Origin of the sequence: Variovorax sp. 679 (genome assembly GCF_003952185.1) — a bacterium.
In the GTDB taxonomy this organism is placed as follows: Bacteria; Pseudomonadota; Gammaproteobacteria; order Burkholderiales; family Burkholderiaceae_C; genus Variovorax.
The window spans coordinates 312,537-330,502 of record NZ_RXFS01000008.1; the positions used below are offsets into that span (position 1 = coordinate 312,537).

Sequence of the window (17,966 nt, forward strand, 5' to 3'; positions counted from 1 at the left end):
GCGGGACGCGTTGCCGTGGCGTCAGAAGGCAGTGATCAGAAGCTCGCCTTCAAGCCCACCGTCACCATCCCGCCCTTCGCCTGCTTCGACAGCTTGCCGAAGTAGTCGTAGTCCGCGGTGATCGACAGGTTCTGGGTCATGCGGTACTCGGCACCGAAGCCCACCATCATGCCCGTCGAGCTGCCCGAGATGCGCTGGTTGGGTGCCAGCCAGTTGCTGTCGCCGGAGATGCGTCCGCGCGCCACGCCGAGGCGGCCGTTGAGGGCGAAGGATTCGCCCAGCGGCAGGCGGGCGGTGGCCGCCGCGTAGAAGACCTGGCCGGTGCCGGCCTGCAGGCGCGAGTAGGCACCGTTCGAGCTCCATTGGCTCACGCGGCCGAGGCGTGCATAGCCGGCTTCCACGCCGAAGGTTTCCGTGAAGCGATAGCCGCCGTACAGCTTGTAGGCCGTGCCGCTCTTGCTGCTCTTCTCGCCGCCCCACGGCACGGGCACGCGGTTGGACGAAGAGAGGCTGTAGCTCGAACGGCCGATGGCGCCGCCCACGTAGATTCCGGAGTCCTGGTTGGGGCCGGCGGCGCTGGCTGCGGTGGAGATGGCGCCGAGCAAAAGGGCTGCTGCAAGGACGGTGCAGGCTTGCGTTTTCTTCAAGATGATTTCCTGGTTGGATGGTTGAGATCGATCCGTCAGGTGGCTGCGTATTGCAGTACCACCAGCGTGAGACGATTCTCGAAAGCCAGCCTGAAGGTCAGCTTGGTGCTTGCTGAAGAGCAGATGAAGAGCCCTGCCCATGGGCGATGATCGAGGCATGTCAGAACAGCTTCTTCTTCCAGGTATCGAGCCTCCGCCGAGACCTCTGCCACGTCCAAGGGGCAAGGCGCGTCGTGTGACGCCAGTGCCCGAACACTCTCTCTTCTTCGCCATCGTTCCCGGTTCGCATGACGCAGCTTCGATTGCCGCGCTTGGCGAGCGCATGAATTCGCAGCACGCATTGAAAGGGACACTGGTCGGCGCGCATCGCCTTCATGTCACGCTGTTCGATCTGGGCGACTACCCGGCAAGCGTGCCGGCCGACAGGATCGCGCTGGCCTCGAAAGCCGCTGCATCGTTGGCGGCTCCTGCATTCGACGTCGTCTTCGAGAAGGCCATGAGCTACACGAAGGGAGCGCTCGTGTTGTGCGCCGACGATGACGAGGGCGTTTCGGCGCTCAAGGTTTTCAGGCAGCGCCTGGGTGAGGCACTTGCCGATGCCGGCCTGAAACCTCCGCGTTCGTTCACGCCGCACATGACCGTGGCCTATGCGCGGCGCAAGCTGGAGAAGCATGCGCTCGAAGCGCCGGTCCGGTGGTCGGCGGCTTCGCTGGTGCTGATCGACAGCCACCTGGGCGAGGGCGTCCATGAAGTGTTGGGCCGCTGGCCCGATGTCGCATCGGATCTTTCGACGGCCTGAACTGTTCTGCCTCGTATCGGCGCCTTCTGTATCTGTTTCGATGCGGAACAGCTGATGACAATGCCTTTCTCTTTCACGGAAACGACATGACGACAGCAGAAAAGACCCGGGACCAGATCGCCGACCAGATTGCAGCAGAGCTCGGCCACAGCTTCGACGGCGAGATCGTCGCCGGCGGCCACTACGCGTCGCTGGTGCGCGACGGCCGCACCATCTATCTCAGCGGCCAGGTGCCGCGCGTGGGCACGACGGTGATGGTCACCGGCCGCGTGGGCGACGCGGTGTCGCTCGACAAGGCACGCGAGGGCGCGCAGATCTGCGCACTGCGCAGCCTCACGTTGCTGCGGCGCGCGCTCGGTTCGCTCGATGCCGTCGAGAAGGTTCTGCGCGTGGGAGTGTTCGTGCAGTGCACGGCCGATTTCACACAGCAAAGCGAAGTGGCCGATGCCGCATCCGACCTGCTGCACCGCGTGTTCGGCGAGGCCGGCGTGCACGTGCGCACGGCAGTCGGCGTCTATGCGCTGCCGAAGAATGCGACGGTCGAGGTCGAGATGACCGTCGCCGCCAAGCAGAACATCGGCTAGCGCGACGCGAGGCCCACCAGGTCCCGCGCCAGCTGCGCAATGGTCAGCGGCGCGCATCCCTCTGCGTTGTTGCTCACGGTGACGAAGGCGTTCTGGCCCGCCCGGGTGGTGCCTGCGATCACCTTGGCGAGCGCAGCGCGCGTCTCGGGATCGGGATCGACGATCTTGTCGAAGGGGCCGTAGAGCTTCTCCGCGTCTTCGTAGCCGAAGCGGCCGTGGCGCCGGTGCAGGTTCCAGCGGCACACCAGCGGCCCCGGCCACAGCGCGCGCAGCATCGGCAACTGGTCTTCGATGGGCGGCATCTTGGCGTGCAGGCCCATGCAGAAGGTGGCGCCCACGCTGCGCAGCATTTCGGCGAAGGCGGGGTTCAGCAACTGCGGGTCGCGCACCTCGACGGCGATCACCGCGTCGGGCGCAACCGATGCGAGGTCGGGCAGCGATTCCAGCATTGCCGCAATGCGCGCGAGCAGGGCGGGCTGGTCGGCCAGGATGTGCCCGGGGATCGGGCTCAGCTGGAACACCAGCACGCCGATGCGATGGCCCAGCCCCTCGATCGCGGGCAGCACGAACTCCTGCCGTGCGATCTCGCTGCTAAGGAACACGGGATTGGCCTGCATGCCCCGGCCGCTTTCGTCGCGCACCGTGGCGTCGGTCACCAGGCTCGGCGCCTTCACGATGAAGCGGAAGTCGTCGGGCACCATGGCCGCGTAGCGCGCGTACTGGCTGGCGGTGAGGGCGCGATAGAAGTTGCGGTCCACGCTCACGGTGCGGAACAGCGGGTGTCTGGCGAGCGCGGCGAGTCCGTTCTTCGACAGCACGCTCTCGGCGTACTCGCCGTCCCACACCAGATTGGCCCAGCCTGGGTAGCTCCACGACGAAGTGCCGAGCCGCAGGTTGGGTGGCAACGCCGAGGCCAGTTCGACCAGCTCCGGATCGGTGGGCGCGGGCTCGACCGTGCCGGTGCGCGATTTCCTTTTCGCAGGCGGCTCGGCCGGCGCCTTCAGAGTAGACGGTGTGGCCGCGCTTCCGCCATCGGGCGGCGGCAGATCGGGGAAAAGAGAGTCCTGTACTTCAGCCATGTCTGGGCCCGCATTCTCGGCCAACGCCGGACGGGCTCGCCGCGGCGGGCACAATCCGCGCCATGAAACAGTGGTTGCGAGCTCAAGGTGGTTGGTGGCTGGCATGGCTGGCGCTCACCGCCGTGGGCGCGGTCTGGATCGCGCGCGCGGAGCTGGCGCAGATGCACCAGGACTTCGAGACCGACGTGCGCATCGCGCACCGCCTCATGAGCCAGCAGATGGTGCAGTACGACGCGGTGCTGGCCACGCTCGCGCTGCTGGAGCCCAGCACGGGCGCGGACCATCCCGAGCAGCGCCTGCCCTCGGTCTATTCGTCGATCCTGCGCGTGCAGCGGCGCGAACGCGACGAGCCATGGGCAGACGGCGCCCAGGCCGGCGTACTGGCCGCGGCCGAGGCACGCTCGCGCAGCCTGCAGCGCGCGGAACTGGCCACGCTCGACCTGGCCCACGGCCGCTACGTGCTTGTGATCGGCGCCACGCCGTTCAGCTACGCGCTCGACATCGACCTGGCCGGCTCCGTTCCGTGGCGCGACTGGCCGATGAACCCGCAGCGCAGCCCGGTGCGGCTGAGCCTGCAGCGCGACGGGCAGCAACTGGTGCTGCAACCTGGCACGCTGGCCGCGAGCGCCAATGGCTGGCGCTTCGGGCTGACAAAGGCGCTGGCATCGCCGAGCCAACCCTTCGATCTCGTGGCCGAGCGGCAGGTGGGCTGGGGCGAACTGCCGTGGCGTGGCATCGCAGGCTGGGCAGCGGCAATGGCGGTGCTGATGGCGGGCCTGTGGGCCGCGCAGCGGCAACGCGTCGCGCGGCGGCGGGCCGAAGAATTGCTGCGGCTCGGACAGGTCGCGCGGCTCAACGCACTGGGCGAACTCTCGGCCGGCCTCGCGCACGAACTCAACCAGCCGCTCACGGCGGTGCTGGCCAACACGCAGGCAGCGCGCCGCCTGCTCGACGACGAGCCGCCCGACCTCGCCACGGCGCGTGAAGCGATGGGGCATGCGGCCGAGCAGGCGCGCTGCGCGGCCGGCGTGGTGGGGCGACTGCGCCGCGTGATCGAGCGGCCGGAATCGGGCAGCGACACGAAGCCGCTGGTGCTGCAGGAAGTGGTGCGCAGCGCCATGCACCTGCTGGCGCCGGAGTTTGCGAAGCACGCGATCAACGCGCAGTTCGACGCCGCCGCGCAGGCGCCGGTTCGCGTGCAGGCTGAGGCGGTGGCGCTCGAGCAGATCGTGCACAACCTGCTGATGAACGCGCTGCAGGCGCTCGACCTCGTGCCGGCTGCCGAGCGGCGCCTCGTCGTGTCGGTCGGCCGCAACGGGCAGGAAGGCGTGCTGACCGTGACCGACAACGGACGCGGCATCGCCCCCGAAGCGCTGCCGCGTCTCTTCGAGCCTTTCTTCAGCACGCGCGAAGGCGGCCTGGGCCTCGGCCTGAGCCTCAGCGAAACGCTGGCCGGCGGCATGGGCGGCAGCCTGAGCGCGGCCAATGCCTCGCCGCGCGGCGCACGCTTTACCTTGCTGCTGCCTCTCGTCGCATCGTCTTCATGAGCATTCCGAACACCCATCAGCCGCAATCGCCGCTGATTCACCTGATCGACGACGACCAGGCGGTGCGCGACAGCCTTTCGCTGCTGATCGGCACGGTCGGCCTGCGCGTGCAGGCCTGGGCCGATCCGCAAGCTTTCATCGACGGCTTCGACCGCGCGAGCGTCGGCGCCATCGTGCTCGACGTGCGCATGCCCGGCATCAGCGGGCTCACGGTGCTCGACCGGCTGATGGCGCAGGGCGTCGACCAGCCGGTGATCATGCTGACGGGCCATGGCACGGTCGAGATGTGCCGCCGCGCCTTCAAGGCCGGCGCGGCCGAGTTCCTCGAGAAGCCGGTGGACGACGAGCAGCTGCTCGAAGCGCTGCAGCAGGCCGTGCGCCAGCACGTGCGTTCGCGCGAGCGCTCGCAGGCCGACAACGCCGCGCGCGAGCGGGTGGCGCAGCTGTCGGAGCGCGAGCGCGAGGTGCTGGCCTTCATCGTCCAGGGGCTCACCAACAAGGAGATCGCGCGCACGCTGGCGCTGTCGCCGCGCACGGTCGAGACGCACCGCGCCAACCTGTTCGCCAAGCTCGACTGCGATTCGCTCGCGCAGCTGATCCGGCGCTACGCCGTGCTGATGGACGGCAGCGCTCCGTAGAACTACGGAGCGGCGCGCGTAGCCGTACGAATGGCCGTCGCGGGCTGTGTTTTCTACAGTGGCGCAGCCGTCGGCAAGGGCCGGCGCAACAACCTTCATCCACTGGAGAGAACCAACAATGCAATCCACCCTTCGCCTCGGCGCCATCGCCGTTCTGCTCGCAGCCTCCGCAGCCCATGCCCAGACGTCCGCATCCGCGGTGCGCACCGAAAAGAACATGTCGCTCGCGCTGGCCAACCAGATCGCGGCCGAAGCCGTGGCGGCCTGCGCGACCAACGGCTACAACGTGGCGGCCACCGTGGTCGACCGCGCCGGCACCGTGCGTGCCGTGCAGCGCGCCGACAACGCCGGCCCCCACACGCTGGCATCGAGCGAGCGCAAGGCCTGGACTTCGGCTTCGGCCAAGAGCCCCACGCAGGCCATGATGGAAGGCGCGCAGAAGAACCCGGGCGCGGCGAACCTGGTGTACCTGCCGGGCTTCCTGCTGCTGGGCGGCGGCGTGCCGGTCAAGTCGGGCAATGAAGTGATCGGCGCGGTGGGCGTGGGCGGCGCGCCCGGCGGCCACCTAGACGAGCAGTGCGCCAACGCGGCGCTCGAGAAGGTCAAGGGCCTGCTCTGATGATGGCGCGCGGTATCTGGTCGGGTGTGCTGGCGGTCGCGCTCGGGTTGGGCGTGCCGGTCGGTGCGCTTGCCCAGGTGCCGCCGCTGGCGGCCGAGGTGCTTGCCTTCGAAGGGCTGCACCAGGCCGCCTGGCATGGCGACCTGCAGAAGCTGAAGGCGCTGATCGCTTCAGGAGCGAACCTCGATGCACGCGACGCGCGAGGTCGCACGCCGCTGCACGTTGCCACATTCGCAAGGCAGCGCGAGGCGATCAAGCTGCTGGCCAAGGCTGGCGCCAACCTCGACCTGCTCGAGGACGACCGCTATGACGCCGTCACCATCGCTTCGGTGGCCGACGACGCCGCGACGCTTTCGGTGCTGCTCTCGCTCGGCGCCAAGGCCGGGCAGACCACGAGCCGCTACGACGGCACCGCGCTCATCGCGGCTGCGCACCTCGGGCACGACGAGGTCGTGCGCAGGCTGATCGCCGCCGGTGCGCCGCTCGATCACGTCAACAACCTGCACTGGACGGCGGTGATCGAATCCATCGTGCTCGGCGACGGCGGTCCGCGCCACCAGCGCACGCTGGCGGCGTTGATCGACGCGGGAGCCAGTCTCAAGCTGGCCGACCGCCAGGGCAACACGCCGCTGCAGCTTGCGAAGGCACGCGGCTACACCGCCATGGTCAAGCTGATCGAGGCAGCGCGCGCAAAGTAGGCTGCTCGGGGAGAATGGGGCCTCGCCACGAGGTTCCACGAGGAAGAAGCCCCATGTACATGCCCCCGCAGTTCAATGCCAAGGACCCAGCCATCGCGCTGGAACTGATGCGCTCGCACCCGTTCGCGAGCCTGATATCGAACGACGACGACGGACTGCCGTACGTCACGCATCTTCCGCTGGTGGCTGAACAGCACCCGGGCGGCGAACTGGTGCTTTGGGGACATTGCGCCAAGCCCAATCCGCACTGGCGCTATCTGCAGGCCAGGCCCCGGGCGGCGGTCACCTTTCTCGGACCGCATTCGTACCTGTCGCCCTCGGTCTATCCCGACCTGGCCCGCGTGCCGACCTGGAACTACCTGGCGGTGCACTGCACCGTCGAGGCCCGGCTGATCGAGGAGCCGTCGGACAAGGACGTGCTGCTCAAGAAGCTCATCGAAGACCACGAGCCGGCCTACGCGCAGCAGTGGCGCGACTTGGGCGAGGAATTCCAGCTCAAGATGCTGGCAGGCATCGTGGGCTTCGAGCTGCGCGTGACGGCGCTGCAGTGCAAGATCAAGCTCAACCAGCACCGGCGCGAATCGCATGCCGCGATGCATGCGGTCTACAGCGAGGGCACGCCGGACGAGCAGGCGCTCGCCGCATGGATGGACCGCTTGGGCATGACCGCCGAGGCTCCCGTGGCGGAGGGCCGCTGAGATGCGAGGGCTTGGCCTGATCGGCCTCGTGCTGGCGCTGGTGATCGTCGGGCTGCTCGTGAAGAAGCAGATGACGGGCATGGCTTCTTCCGCGCGGCCGGCCGTGGCCGCACCGGCCGCCGGCGATGCGCCGGTGAATGTGCGCGACCAGGCGCAGCAGGTTCAGCAGCAGGTCAAGGAGGCGCTGGACGCAGCCGCGAAGACGCGGCAGATGCCCGATGACAACTGAGCCGAATCCGTCGCCCGTGACGCACGACGATGCGCACTGGATGACGCTCGCGCTCGCCGAGGCGCGGCTCGCGGCCGACGCTGGCGAGGTGCCGGTGGGCGCGGTGCTGGTCAAGGACGGCCGGCTGATCGCGACGGGCCGCAACACGCCGGTCGCACAGCACGATCCGAGCGCGCATGCGGAAATCAATGCGTTGCGCGCCGGTGCTGCGGCGCTCGGCAACTACCGGCTCGACGGCTGCGAGCTGTTCGTCACGCTCGAACCGTGCGCGATGTGCTCCGGGGCGATGCTGCATTCGCGCCTGGCGCGCGTGGTGTACGGCGCCGCCGATCCGAAGACCGGCGCGGCCGGCTCGGTGCTCGACCTTTTCGCCGAGCCGCGGCTGAACCACCGCACGCAGGTGCAGGGCGGGGTGCTGGCGCAGGAGTGCGCCGCGGTGCTGCAGGCTTTCTTCCAGCAACGGCGAAGCGCCGCACGCGCGCAGGCCGAGCCCTTGCGCGACGACGCGTTGCGCACGCCACCCGAGCGTTTCGACGCGCTGTCCGGCTACGACTTCACGCCGCGCTACGTGCAGGACCTGCCGAGCCAGCAGGGCTGGCGCATGCACTACGTCGATGAAGGCGATGACGCCGCCTGCTGCCTCTGCCTGCATGGGCCCGGCGAGTGGGGCTACTTCTTCCGGCATCTCGTGGGCCTGCCCGGTGTGCGCACGCTGGTGCCCGACCTGATCGGCCTCGGAAAGAGCGACAAGCCCAAGCGCGAAGCGCCGCATCGGCTCGAATGGCATCGCGACGTGCTGCTCGAATGGCTGGACCGCGTGCAAACCGATCCGACGCCGATGGTGCTCGTGCACAGTGCGGCTGGCGCGGACCTGGCCGCGTTGCTGGTGGCCGCCGCGCCCGGACGTTTCGTGACGACGCTCGTCGCGCCCGAGGGGCAGGAGCGAATCGCGGATGCGTGGCGCGCACCATTCCCCGACCGGGGCTACGAAGCAGCGCTGCGCGCGCTCGGACCTGTCGCCACTTCCTCGGGACCGACGCCCGGGCAGGCCCGAACATTCGTGCTGCAAGTGAGAAACGCAATGGGATACTCGACCGCGTGACCAAACACATCTACATCTACTCTCCCTCCAGCGCGGTCCGCGACAAGGCCGCTTTCCGGCGCGGCGTGAAGCGGCTCAAGGCTCTGGGTCATGAAGTCGAAGTCGACGACGCGGCGCTCTCGGCGCATCAGCGCTTTGCGGGTGACGACGCCACGCGGCTCGCCGCGATCTCGCGCGCTGCCGCGAGCGGCGCGGACGTGGCGCTCATTGCACGCGGTGGCTATGGCCTCACGCGCATCCTCGATGCCATTCCGTACAAGGCCCTGGCCAAGGCGATCGAGAAGGGCACCGAGTTCGTCGGCTGCAGCGACTTCACCGCGCTGCAGAACGCACTGCTGGTCAAGACCGGTGTCGTGACCTGGTCGGGCCCAGCCGTCGGTGAAGACTTCGGCGCCGAAGGCGGCCCCGACGACATCATGGAAGCCTGCTTCGACGACCTCCTGACAGGGCAGGGCGAAGGCACCGGCTGGCGCATGCCGGCGCGCGACGCCGACCTGAAGTTCAAGCCGGTGCAAGACGCGGTACTGTGGGGCGGCAACCTCTGCGTGCTCGCCAGCTTGCTCGGCACGCCGTACTTTCCGTCAGTGGACAAGGGCGTGCTCTTCATCGAGGACGTCAACGAGCACCCGTACCGCATCGAACGCATGCTCGACCAGTTGAAGATGGCCGGCGTGCTGGCGCGTCAGCGCGCCATCGTGTTCGGGCAGTTCACGGGCATACGCAAGGTGCCGGGCTATGACCGCGGTTTCGGCTTGAACTCGGTGATCGACCGGCTGCGTTCATCGCTCAAGGTGCCCGTGCTTGCGGGTCTGCCGTTCGGCCATGTGCATACGAAGGTGTTACTGCCCGTGGGTGCGAAGGTATCGATGGCAGCTGAAGGGCGTGATATTTTTCTCGTTTGGGGCCATCGACATGCGTCCGCTCATGACGACCATCATGGACATGACCATCATCACGTCCATTGATTCGGGACACAAAGAGAATTAAACGTTAAATATGAAAAACGGCCCCTGGGGCCGTCGTTGTTTCATTTGCTTTGGGTAAAGCGCTGGTGCGCCCGAGGCCCCATCGAACCAGGCAATCCACCTTTGAACATGCTGTTGATGGCTTTCATTTGCCGGCGTGCGGCGGTCTCGCCGTCGATGGCGCTCAGGGCCATCATCACGTCCTGCCGGAGGTACCAGAGTGCTTCTACGTCTGCCGCGAAACGCACGCGCTGACTGATACGCTGGACCGAATGACCGCCGTGACCCTGGAGCACCGACAGCATCGCGGTACGAATGCGACCGAGTTGGCTCTCCGTCGCCTGACGGGATCCGAAGCCGGTTACGTTCAGCAGACGAAGGATGCGGCGGAAGAGCATGGGACTGAAAGCGTATTGCCGGAAGCGAGAACGGCCGCTACCTTAAGCCTCAGTTAACCATTCCACAAGATCCGAAACGATGTTTCTTGTTTGCAAACAACAGGCTTTGCTCATCGTTTGTACTAGTAATTGAATTTTGTTTTCCAAAGTACTACAAATTAATGGCTGAGTCTTTGCATCTGCTCATTCGCCGGCGCTGCATGCATACCGCTGCGGCGGCGGATATCGGAGATGAAAGGTGAGCAGGTCGTTTCTCTCGAGTGCGAACGGACGCGTACAAGGGGAACCGTCTGCGTGGAAATGCAGGGAGCCCCAGGGCATTTACAACCAGCGGTAGAAATCGAGAATCACAACAGTATGGGTGTCAATTCCACAGTCGTATTCGCGGATTTGACGGGGAGCACCAGGGTCTTCGAGGCCATGGGGAATGCGCGTGCCACCGAGACCGTGACCCGGTTGACGCAGTGGATCGGCGGCGTCTGCCAGGCGCACGGCGGCCGGGTGGTGAAGTCGCTCGGTGATGGCGTGTTCGCCATCTTCACCAGCGGCGCGGCGGCCACGCATGCGGTTGTCGAGTTGCAGCGCTATCACCAGAAGAGACTGCTTGCATGGCCGGCTCCGTTGCGCATGGCGTTGCAGATCGGCGTGGCCAGCGGAGAGGTGGTCGAGGTCGAGGGCGACTGCTATGGCGATGCCGTCAACCTCGCCTCGCGGCTGAGCGACCTGGCCGGCCCGGGCCAGATCTGGGTGACCGCCGCTGTCATCTCGCAGTTGCGCGAAGGCGCTGTGCAGCATCGCGACCTGGGTCTCATCAACATCCGTGGGCGCAGCGAGATGTCGGTCGTGCACCGGATCGACTGGCAGGAAGACGTGACCACATTCCTCACGGTGCCCGCTGCGCTGGCTCCCTTGCGCATGCCCGACTCCTCGTTCGGCCAGATCGAACTGGCCTGGCTCGATGTGCGGTCGATGTTCCGTACCGAAGAACTGCCGATCCACCTGGGGCGCGTCGACGATGCGCAGTTCGTGGTCAACGACCCCCGCGTCTCGCGGCTGCACGCGCGCATCGAATTGCGGCAGGGCAGTTGCGTGCTGATCGATGTCAGTACCTATGGCACCTGGGTGCGCTTCCACGGCAATGACGGGCCGAGCACCGAGATTGCCCTGCGGCGCGAGGAATGCGTGCTGCATGGCCGCGGCGAGATTGGCCTGGGCGCACCGCTGAGCGACTACAGCGCGCCGACCATCGCCTTCAACACGACCACCGGCGACGTGATGCTGTCGCGCCGCGAAATCGCGCGCTGAACACGGCAAAGGCACTGCCCACGGCGGTGACGTTTGGCTACCATGCCGCATGCCATCGGGTGCACCGTGAAGATGCATCGGGCGTTGCGTATCCACCTGGGCGTTGTCCGCCCTTGGCCCTGGAGCCACCGTGAACCTCAAACCTCAATCTTCTGTTTTCAAGTGGGCAACCATCGGTGCCGTCGTCGCCGGTGCGCTGCTGGCGGCAGGTGCCGCAAATGCGCGCGGAAGCTGGTCGGTGCAGATCGGCACCCCCGGCTATGTAGCCGGCGGCTACCCGGCACCGTACTACGCACCCCCGCCGGTCTACAGCTATCCGGCTCCCATCTATTACGAACCGCCGCCGCCGGTCTACTACCGGCCGCCGCCACCGGTGTATTACCGCCCGGCGCCCATCTACGTCCCGCCGCCCGGACGCATCTACTACGGCCCCGGCTATCCCTACCGTCCGCCGAACAGTTGGGACGACGAGCGCGATTGACACTGTCACCTGAATGTTTTCTGAAGCATTGGCATGCCCTCTGGCATGCCAATTTTGTTTCAAGGAGTGACTAAAAAGTCACATTGGCACACATTTTTGTGGTGACCTGACCAGTCTTGGGCACCGGTTCCATGGCTTTTCTGCAGGGCATGCCGCTTGCCTTGATCGCTCCAACAGGCGTCGATACGCAACAGGAGCGAGGATCATGCTGGAACAACTGGAGGCCGGGCGCGCAAGACCGGCCGACGAGGCGGTGTACGTCGCGGAGACGGCGGCCATCGAAGACAAGGCGGCCCCGGACGGCTCGCGCCCCCTGAAGGCCGCGGCCGTGTTTTCCATCGCCGCGGCATTGGCCGCATGCGGTGGAGGCGGCGGGAGCGGAGGCGGCGCCGGCGGCTTCGGTTTTCCGGTCGGCGGCGGTCCCGGCGCCAACCCGGATCCAGGGGCGACGCCGGACACAGGTCCCTATCACTATCCCCAGGCACAGAACGACGCGGAGGCCGCGCGCTTCCTGCTGCAGGCCCAGTTCTCCGCCTCGGACGCCGAGATCGCCGCCGTGCGCGCCAAGGGCTACATGCCATGGCTCAGCGAGCAACTCGGCGCGGCGCGGCAGCCTTCGGCCTGGGAGTGGGTCAACAGCAAGGGGTACGAGAAAGTCGATACCGACGCCATGATCTGGCGCCAGCTCATGACCGCGGCCGACCCATTGCGCAAGCGCATGGCATTGGCGCTCAGCGAGATCTTCGTGGTCTCGGGCACCGAGATCGGCTCGAGCTGGCCTACGGCCATGATGGCCCAGTACTGGGACATGCTCGCCAACGGCGTCACGAGCAACTTCCGCCAGCTGCTGGAAGACGTGACGCTGAACCCGGCGATGGGCTTCTACCTCAACACCCGCGACAACCGGAAGGAAGACGCCTCCGGCCGCCAGCCCGACGAGAACTACGCGCGCGAGGTCATGCAGCTCATGACCATCGGCCTGTACCAGCTCGAGAACGACGGCACGGTGAAGACCGGCGCCGATGGTCATCCCATCGAGACTTACGTGCAGAACGACGTGACCAATCTCGCGCGCGTCTTCACCGGCTACGACCTCGACATCCGTTCGGCGGAGCGCAATGCCTTCACTCCACCCGGAGCCAGCTACACGATCGAGACCAACGCCTGGACCACGCGCCCCATGGCCTACAAGGCCTCCAACCACTCGATGCTGGAGGCGCGCTTCCTCGGCGCCAGCGTGCCCGCCGGCACGCCCGGCCCGGCGGCGCTGAAGATCGCGCTCGACACGCTCTTCAACCACCCGAACGTCGGCACGTTCATCGGCCGGCAGCTGATCCAGCGGCTGGTCACCAGCAACCCCAGCCCCGCCTACGTGAAGCGCGTGGCCGGCGTCTTCGCCAACAACGGCGCTGGCGTGCGCGGCGACATGAAGAGCGTGTTCGCGGCGGTGCTGCTCGACGACGAGGCGCGTGGCCCCGCCGGTCTTTCCGACCCGAACTTCGGCCACCTGCGCGAGCCCATGCTGCGGCTCGTGCAATGGGGCCGCACCTTCGGCATCGGCTCGACGCTGGACACATGGGGCATCGGCAACACATCCGACCCCAGCCAGTACCTCGGCCAGTGCCCGCTGCGTTCGCCCTCGGTGTTCAACTTCTTCAGGCCCGGCTACGTGCCCCCCTCGACCGTCATCGCCAGCAACAAGATGGTGGCGCCCGAATTCCAGCTGGTGAACGAGACCAGCGTGGGCGGGTACCTCAACTTCCTGCAGGGCATCCTGCAGAACGGCTTCAACAGCAAGGACGTGATTGCGAGCTACACGGCGGAGAAGACGCTGGTGACGGACCCCGCCGCGCTGGTGCGCCGACTCAACCTGCTGCTCACGGGCAACCAGCTTTCGGCAGCTACCGTGGCGCTGATCACCGACGCATTGAGCAAGGCACCGCTGGTGAACCCGACCACCGATGCGCGCAGGCTCGACCTCATCTGCGCCGGCGTGCTGCTGGTGATGGGTTCGCCCGAGTACCTCGTCCAGAAATAGAGAAGAAAAGAAGCCGGAGCGAACCGACCATGTACCTGATCAACCCTGCCGCTCACACACGCCGCGCCTTCCTGCGCCGCTCGGGCCAGCTCGCGATGGCCGGCACCGCGCTGCCGTTCGCACTCAACCTCGCCGCCATGGGCGAGGCCGCCGCGCAGGCCGCGCCGGGCGACGACTACAAGGCGCTGGTCTGCGTCTTCCTCTTCGGCGGCAACGACTACGCCAACACGCTCGTCAACTTCGACGCCGACAGCTACACGAAGTACAGCACCATCCGCGGCGCCATCGCGCTGCCGTCCGACGCGGCCCTTGCCGCCACCGAACTCAAGCCCGCCGTCTCGCTCGCCAATGGCCGCAAGTACGCGCTGAACCCGGCCATGACCAGGCTCACGACGCTGTTCGACGAAGGCAAGATGGCCGTGCAGCTCAACGTTGGCCCGCTCATCAAGCCGCTCACGCGCGCGCAGTTCAACGGCACGAACCGCAAGGACTTCCCGATTCCGCCCAAGCTGTTCTCGCACAACGACCAACAGTCGATCTGGCAGTCGTCCTCGCCCGAGGGCTCCACCATCGGCTGGGGCGGCAACCTCGGCGATCTGATGCTCAGCGGGCAGCGCAATGCATCGCTCTTCACCTGCATCTCTGTGGCGGGCAACGCGGTGTTTCTCTCGGGCGACGAGGCGCTGCAGTACCAGGTCGGCACGCGCGGGGCGGTGCGCATCAACAGCGTGAGCAGCGCTACCGGCAACGTCTACGGTTCGTCGGCGGTCAAGGCTGCCATGCAGCAGCTGGCGCAGCAGGCGCGCGGGCACACGCTGGAGAACGAATACAACAAGGTCACGCTGCGCGCGGTGGAAGCCGAAGGCAAGATCACCACCGCGATCCTGCCCGACGACCTGAACGGCAACTTCCCGACCAGCAATAACCTGGCCGACCAGCTCAAGATGGTGGCGCGGCTGATCCGCGGGCGCACCTCGCTGGGCGTGAGGCGGCAGGTGTTCTTCGTCTCCATGGGGGGCTACGACCTGCACGACGACCTCGACACCAAGCAGGGCCCCCTGATGCAGCGGCTGTCCGAGGCCATGTTCGCCTTCCAGAGGCAGATGGAAGCCCTCGGCATCGCCGACAAAGTGACGGCCTTCACCGCCTCCGACTTCGGCCGCACGCTCTCGAGCAACGGCAACGGCTCCGACCATGGATGGGGCAGCCATCACTTCGTGGTCGGCGGTGCCGGTGCTGGCACCGGCGCCGTGAAGGGCAAGGCCTTCTACGGCACGCCGCCGCCGGTGAGCGTGGGCAACACGGCCGCCGACGACGACCAGTGGCACGTCGGCCAGGGCCGGCTGCTGCCGACCACATCGGTCGACCAGTACGCAGCCACCTTGGCCAAGTGGTTCGGCGTGCCCGACGCCGACTTGAACAGCATCCTGCCCAACCTGAAGAATTTCAACAACATCACCGCGCCCAGTGGCATCAGCTACCCGCGCGACCTGGGGTTCATGGCATGAACGCAATGACTGAAATGAGCGCGATGAGCGCGATGAGCTCGATCGGTGGCCTCAACGGCATGGAGGGCGGTGCCAGCATCGACTTCGGCCCGGACGAGCCCCTGGATGCCCCGGCGCTCGCGCGCAGCAAGTCGGTGACGCACGTGCGCCCCTTCACCACCGTCGAGGCGGCCATAGCGGCGGTGGAGTCGCTGGACCGCGAGCTCAAGAAGTTCGAGCTTGCGGTGGCCGACAGCCTGCAGGACTACCTGGGCGTGCAGATGGCGCAGATCACCGACTGCGCGCTTGCACGCGGCTGGGAGCCGCTGAGCTTCATCCAGAAGAACGGGTTCCGCGTGTATCGCTACGAGGCGATACGCTCGGCGCCGCGCGGGCTGTCCACGGCCGAACTGGCCGCGAAACTGGAGCGACGCAGCCGCTCCCGCGCTGCGCGATGAGCGCTTTCTTCGACCCCGACAAGAAACGAATGAATCTGAAACACACAGCTACCGCCACGAGCGTTCTTGCCACACTGCTGCTTGCATCGTGCGGCGGCGGTGGAGGAGGAGGGGGCGGCGGTGGTGGAGTGCCGCTCGGCCTGGGCTTGCCATCCGCGCCTGCACCAGCCCCCGCGCCGGCACCGGCATCTGCCCCTGCGGCCTCTCCGGCGCCGGCTCCCGCATCAAGTCCCACCGCCCTCGAAAGCTGTGGCCTGCCGGACTTCGTGCAGGACACGATCACCCGCGTCAATCAGTTCCGCAGCGAAGCCCGCACCTGCGGAACGACCCAGTTCCCGGCCGCCGCAGCTCTCTCGTGGAACACGAAGCTCGACGCGGCGGCCGCGCGCCAGTCGCGCGACATGGTCGCGAAGAATTTCTTCGACCACACCGGCTCGGACGGCAGCACCGTGGGCGTGCGCGTCACCGACGCGGGCTACGCGTGGTCGGGTGTCGCCGAGAACATCGCGGCAGGCCAGACCAGCGTGGCTTCCGCCATGAACTCCTGGCAGCTGAGCGAAGGCCATTGCCGCAACCTGATGGGCGCGAGCTACAAGAACGTGGCGCTGGCTTGCGTGCGCGGCACCTCGTCCAATGCGTACCCGTTCTACTGGACGATGGTGCTCGCCACGCCCTGACCTACAGACTCACACCGCCCTGAGCGTCGCGACAACGCCGCGCTCTTCCAGCATCGCAAGATTCTGGGCCACCGCGTAGACGAAGGCGGGCACGCCACCGAGCTCGCCGAACACCGGGGCAAAGCCAGTGAAGAAGGCAACCCGCTCGTGCACCGGGGACTCCGCCGTGCCGGCTTGCGCAAGGCGTTCGGTCAGCGCGACGGCCAGCGGGTCCTGGATGTCGTGCGAGGCGCCGGTTTCGTCCGCGCCGTGCAGGTAGTGAATCCATGCAGCCACGGCCAGCGCGAGGCGGTCGATAGGCTTGCCCGCCGCGAGCCGGTCGCGCACCGTGCCCAGCAGTCGCTGCGGCAGCTTCTGCGAGCCGTCCATCGCGATCTGCTTCGTCTGGTGCTGCAGCGCGGGGTTCGAGAAGCGCTGCAACAGCCGGGTGCGGTAGACGTCGAGATCCAGCCCCTGCATCGACGGCAGCGTGGGTGCGATTTCCTCGCGCATCAGCGCGTCGATGTAGTTGCGCAGTTCGGGAACGGCCATCGCGCGGTCCACGGTGCGCAGCCCGGCCATCGCGCCAAGGTAGGCCAGCGCCGAATGGCTGCCGTTGACCATGCGCAGCTTCAGCCGCTCGAAGGGATCTGCATGCTCCACGAAGCGCGCGCCGCCTGCGGTCCAGTCGGGCCGGCTGTTGGCGAAGCGGTCTTCCACCACCCATTCGAGAAAAGGCTCGCCGACCACAGGCCAGGCGTCTTCCATGCCCAGCCGGGCCGAGATGCGCTCGCGGTCGGCGTCGGTGGTGCGCGGCACGATGCGGTCGACCATCGAATTCGGGAAGGTGCAGCGTTCGGCGATCCAGTCGTGCAGTGCGCCGTCGACCTGCCGGGCGAAGGCCAGCACGATGCCGCGCAGCGTGTCGCCGTTCGCGGGCAGGTTGTCGCACGACAGCAGCGTGACCGGCGGCAGCCCGCGCTGGCGGCGCAGGTTCAATGCATGCGCCACGAAGCCGGGCATGGTGCGCGGCGCTTGAGGGTGCGCCAGGTCGTGCGCGATGCCCGCGTCATCGAGCCGCAGTGCGCCGGTGGCCGGGTCGTGGTGATAGCCCTTCTCGGTGATCGTGAGGCCGACGATGCGCGTGTCCGGATGCGCGATGCGTTCGAGCACGGCCTGCGGGTCTTCGGGTGCGACGAGCACACCGAGCAGATTGCCCACCACCTGCAGCGTCTCGCGCGGACTTCCGTCATCGGCCGCGTCGCGCAGGGCCAGCGTGTAGAGCCCGCCCTGCGGCTGCAGCGCGTCGCGTGTATCGGCCGCGCGCAACGAGACACCGATCGTGCCCCAGTGCAGGTCGCCGCTCGCGTGCAACGCCGCCTCGTTGACGACAGCGAGATGCGCACGATGAAAGGCACCCACGCCGAGATGGACGATGCCGGCACGCAGCTCGCCGCGCGCGTAGCGCGGCTGCGCGATGTCCGCGGGCAGATGGGGCAGGGCGTCGGGATGCAGGCGCTTCATGGCTTTCGTGTCTC

The 17,966-nt window shown here is 67.2% G+C and carries 20 protein-coding genes; 16 read left to right on the forward strand and 4 right to left on the reverse strand.

Features of this window, described 5'->3' with window-relative positions; genetic code table 11:
* Window positions 1-35: 35 nt before the first annotated feature.
* Window positions 36-647 carry a porin family protein gene (locus tag EJO71_RS22390; protein WP_164546874.1) on the reverse strand — a complete coding sequence of 204 codons (612 nt, stop codon included), beginning with the start codon at window positions 645-647 and terminating at the stop codon, window positions 36-38.
* Between the two features lie 157 nt (window positions 648-804).
* On the opposite strand from EJO71_RS22390, the gene EJO71_RS22395 reads away from it, so the two are divergent.
* Together EJO71_RS22395 and EJO71_RS22400 are read left to right on the forward strand one after the other, a co-directional pair.
* Window positions 805-1,446, forward strand: a complete 642-nt coding sequence (locus EJO71_RS22395; protein WP_125950861.1) for a 2'-5' RNA ligase family protein — start codon at window positions 805-807, stop codon at window positions 1,444-1,446.
* Between the two features lie 86 nt (window positions 1,447-1,532).
* Entirely contained in the window at window positions 1,533-2,030 is a 498-nt protein-coding gene (locus EJO71_RS22400) for a RidA family protein (RefSeq protein ID WP_125950862.1), read from the forward strand.
* On the opposite strand, the gene EJO71_RS22405 is transcribed toward EJO71_RS22400, so the two are convergent.
* Window positions 2,027-3,109 (reverse strand): DUF72 domain-containing protein, encoded by a 1,083-nt coding sequence (locus EJO71_RS22405; protein ID WP_125950863.1) that lies wholly within the window; start codon window positions 3,107-3,109, stop codon window positions 2,027-2,029. The genes EJO71_RS22400 and EJO71_RS22405 overlap by 4 nt on opposite strands.
* 62 nt (window positions 3,110-3,171) lie before the next feature.
* Between EJO71_RS22405 and EJO71_RS22410 the strand changes: the two genes are divergently transcribed.
* The 8 genes from EJO71_RS22410 to EJO71_RS22445 all read left to right on the forward strand — a co-directional run bounded on the left by EJO71_RS22410 (window position 3,172) and on the right by EJO71_RS22445 (window position 9,605).
* Entirely contained in the window at window positions 3,172-4,656 is a 1,485-nt protein-coding gene (locus EJO71_RS22410; protein ID WP_125950864.1) for an ATP-binding protein, read from the forward strand.
* Window positions 4,653-5,294 (forward strand): response regulator, encoded by a 642-nt coding sequence (locus EJO71_RS22415; protein ID WP_125950865.1) that lies wholly within the window; start codon window positions 4,653-4,655, stop codon window positions 5,292-5,294. Before EJO71_RS22410 ends, EJO71_RS22415 begins: the two co-directional genes overlap by 4 nt.
* Window positions 5,295-5,412: 118 nt before the next feature.
* On the forward strand, window positions 5,413-5,913 hold the full coding sequence (locus EJO71_RS22420) for a heme-binding protein (RefSeq protein WP_125950866.1): 501 nt from the start codon (window positions 5,413-5,415) through the stop codon (window positions 5,911-5,913).
* Entirely contained in the window at window positions 5,913-6,611 is a 699-nt protein-coding gene (locus EJO71_RS22425; protein ID WP_125950867.1) for an ankyrin repeat domain-containing protein, read from the forward strand. Before EJO71_RS22420 ends, EJO71_RS22425 begins: the two co-directional genes overlap by 1 nt.
* 53 nt (window positions 6,612-6,664) lie before the next feature.
* A complete protein-coding gene (locus tag EJO71_RS22430) occupies window positions 6,665-7,309 on the forward strand; it encodes an FMN-binding negative transcriptional regulator (RefSeq protein WP_125950868.1) in 645 nt (214 codons plus the stop codon).
* Window position 7,310: 1 nt separating this feature from the next.
* A complete protein-coding gene (locus EJO71_RS22435; RefSeq protein WP_125950869.1) occupies window positions 7,311-7,538 on the forward strand; it encodes a hypothetical protein in 228 nt (75 codons plus the stop codon).
* The gene (tadA, locus tag EJO71_RS22440) at window positions 7,528-8,640 is read left to right on the forward strand and encodes a tRNA adenosine(34) deaminase TadA (protein ID WP_125950870.1); all 1,113 of its coding nucleotides are present in this window, start codon (window positions 7,528-7,530) and stop codon (window positions 8,638-8,640) included. The genes EJO71_RS22435 and tadA overlap by 11 nt, the downstream gene beginning before the upstream one ends.
* Window positions 8,637-9,605 carry an LD-carboxypeptidase gene (locus EJO71_RS22445; protein ID WP_125950871.1) on the forward strand — a complete coding sequence of 323 codons (969 nt, stop codon included), beginning with the start codon at window positions 8,637-8,639 and terminating at the stop codon, window positions 9,603-9,605. Before tadA ends, EJO71_RS22445 begins: the two co-directional genes overlap by 4 nt.
* 62 nt (window positions 9,606-9,667) lie before the next feature.
* On the opposite strand, the gene EJO71_RS22450 is transcribed toward EJO71_RS22445, so the two are convergent.
* Window positions 9,668-10,003, reverse strand: coding sequence for a hypothetical protein (locus EJO71_RS22450; RefSeq protein WP_125950872.1), 336 nt, complete (start codon window positions 10,001-10,003; stop codon window positions 9,668-9,670).
* Between the two features lie 357 nt (window positions 10,004-10,360).
* Between EJO71_RS22450 and EJO71_RS22455 the strand changes: the two genes are divergently transcribed.
* The 6 genes from EJO71_RS22455 to EJO71_RS34790 all read left to right on the forward strand — a co-directional run bounded on the left by EJO71_RS22455 (window position 10,361) and on the right by EJO71_RS34790 (window position 16,449).
* Window positions 10,361-11,308 (forward strand): adenylate/guanylate cyclase domain-containing protein, encoded by a 948-nt coding sequence (locus EJO71_RS22455; protein WP_125950873.1) that lies wholly within the window; start codon window positions 10,361-10,363, stop codon window positions 11,306-11,308.
* A 130-nt stretch (window positions 11,309-11,438) separates the two neighbouring features.
* Window positions 11,439-11,789: a hypothetical protein gene (locus tag EJO71_RS22460; RefSeq protein WP_125950874.1), complete on the forward strand. Its 351-nt coding sequence runs from the start codon at window positions 11,439-11,441 to the stop codon at window positions 11,787-11,789.
* Window positions 11,790-11,994: 205 nt separating this feature from the next.
* The gene (locus EJO71_RS22465) at window positions 11,995-13,827 is read left to right on the forward strand and encodes a DUF1800 domain-containing protein (RefSeq protein ID WP_125950875.1); all 1,833 of its coding nucleotides are present in this window, start codon (window positions 11,995-11,997) and stop codon (window positions 13,825-13,827) included.
* 29 nt (window positions 13,828-13,856) lie between these two features.
* Window positions 13,857-15,335, forward strand: coding sequence for a DUF1501 domain-containing protein (locus EJO71_RS22470; protein ID WP_125950876.1), 1,479 nt, complete (start codon window positions 13,857-13,859; stop codon window positions 15,333-15,335).
* Between the two features lie 5 nt (window positions 15,336-15,340).
* Window positions 15,341-15,772: a hypothetical protein gene (locus EJO71_RS22475; RefSeq protein WP_240651479.1), complete on the forward strand. Its 432-nt coding sequence runs from the start codon at window positions 15,341-15,343 to the stop codon at window positions 15,770-15,772.
* A gap of 266 nt (window positions 15,773-16,038) precedes the next feature.
* A complete protein-coding gene (locus EJO71_RS34790) occupies window positions 16,039-16,449 on the forward strand; it encodes a CAP domain-containing protein (RefSeq protein WP_240651480.1) in 411 nt (136 codons plus the stop codon).
* Between the two features lie 9 nt (window positions 16,450-16,458).
* Here EJO71_RS34790 and EJO71_RS22485 read toward each other — a convergent pair whose 3' ends face one another.
* Window positions 16,459-17,952, reverse strand: coding sequence for a mannitol dehydrogenase family protein (locus EJO71_RS22485; protein WP_125950877.1), 1,494 nt, complete (start codon window positions 17,950-17,952; stop codon window positions 16,459-16,461).
* Window positions 17,953-17,966 lie beyond the last annotated feature (14 nt).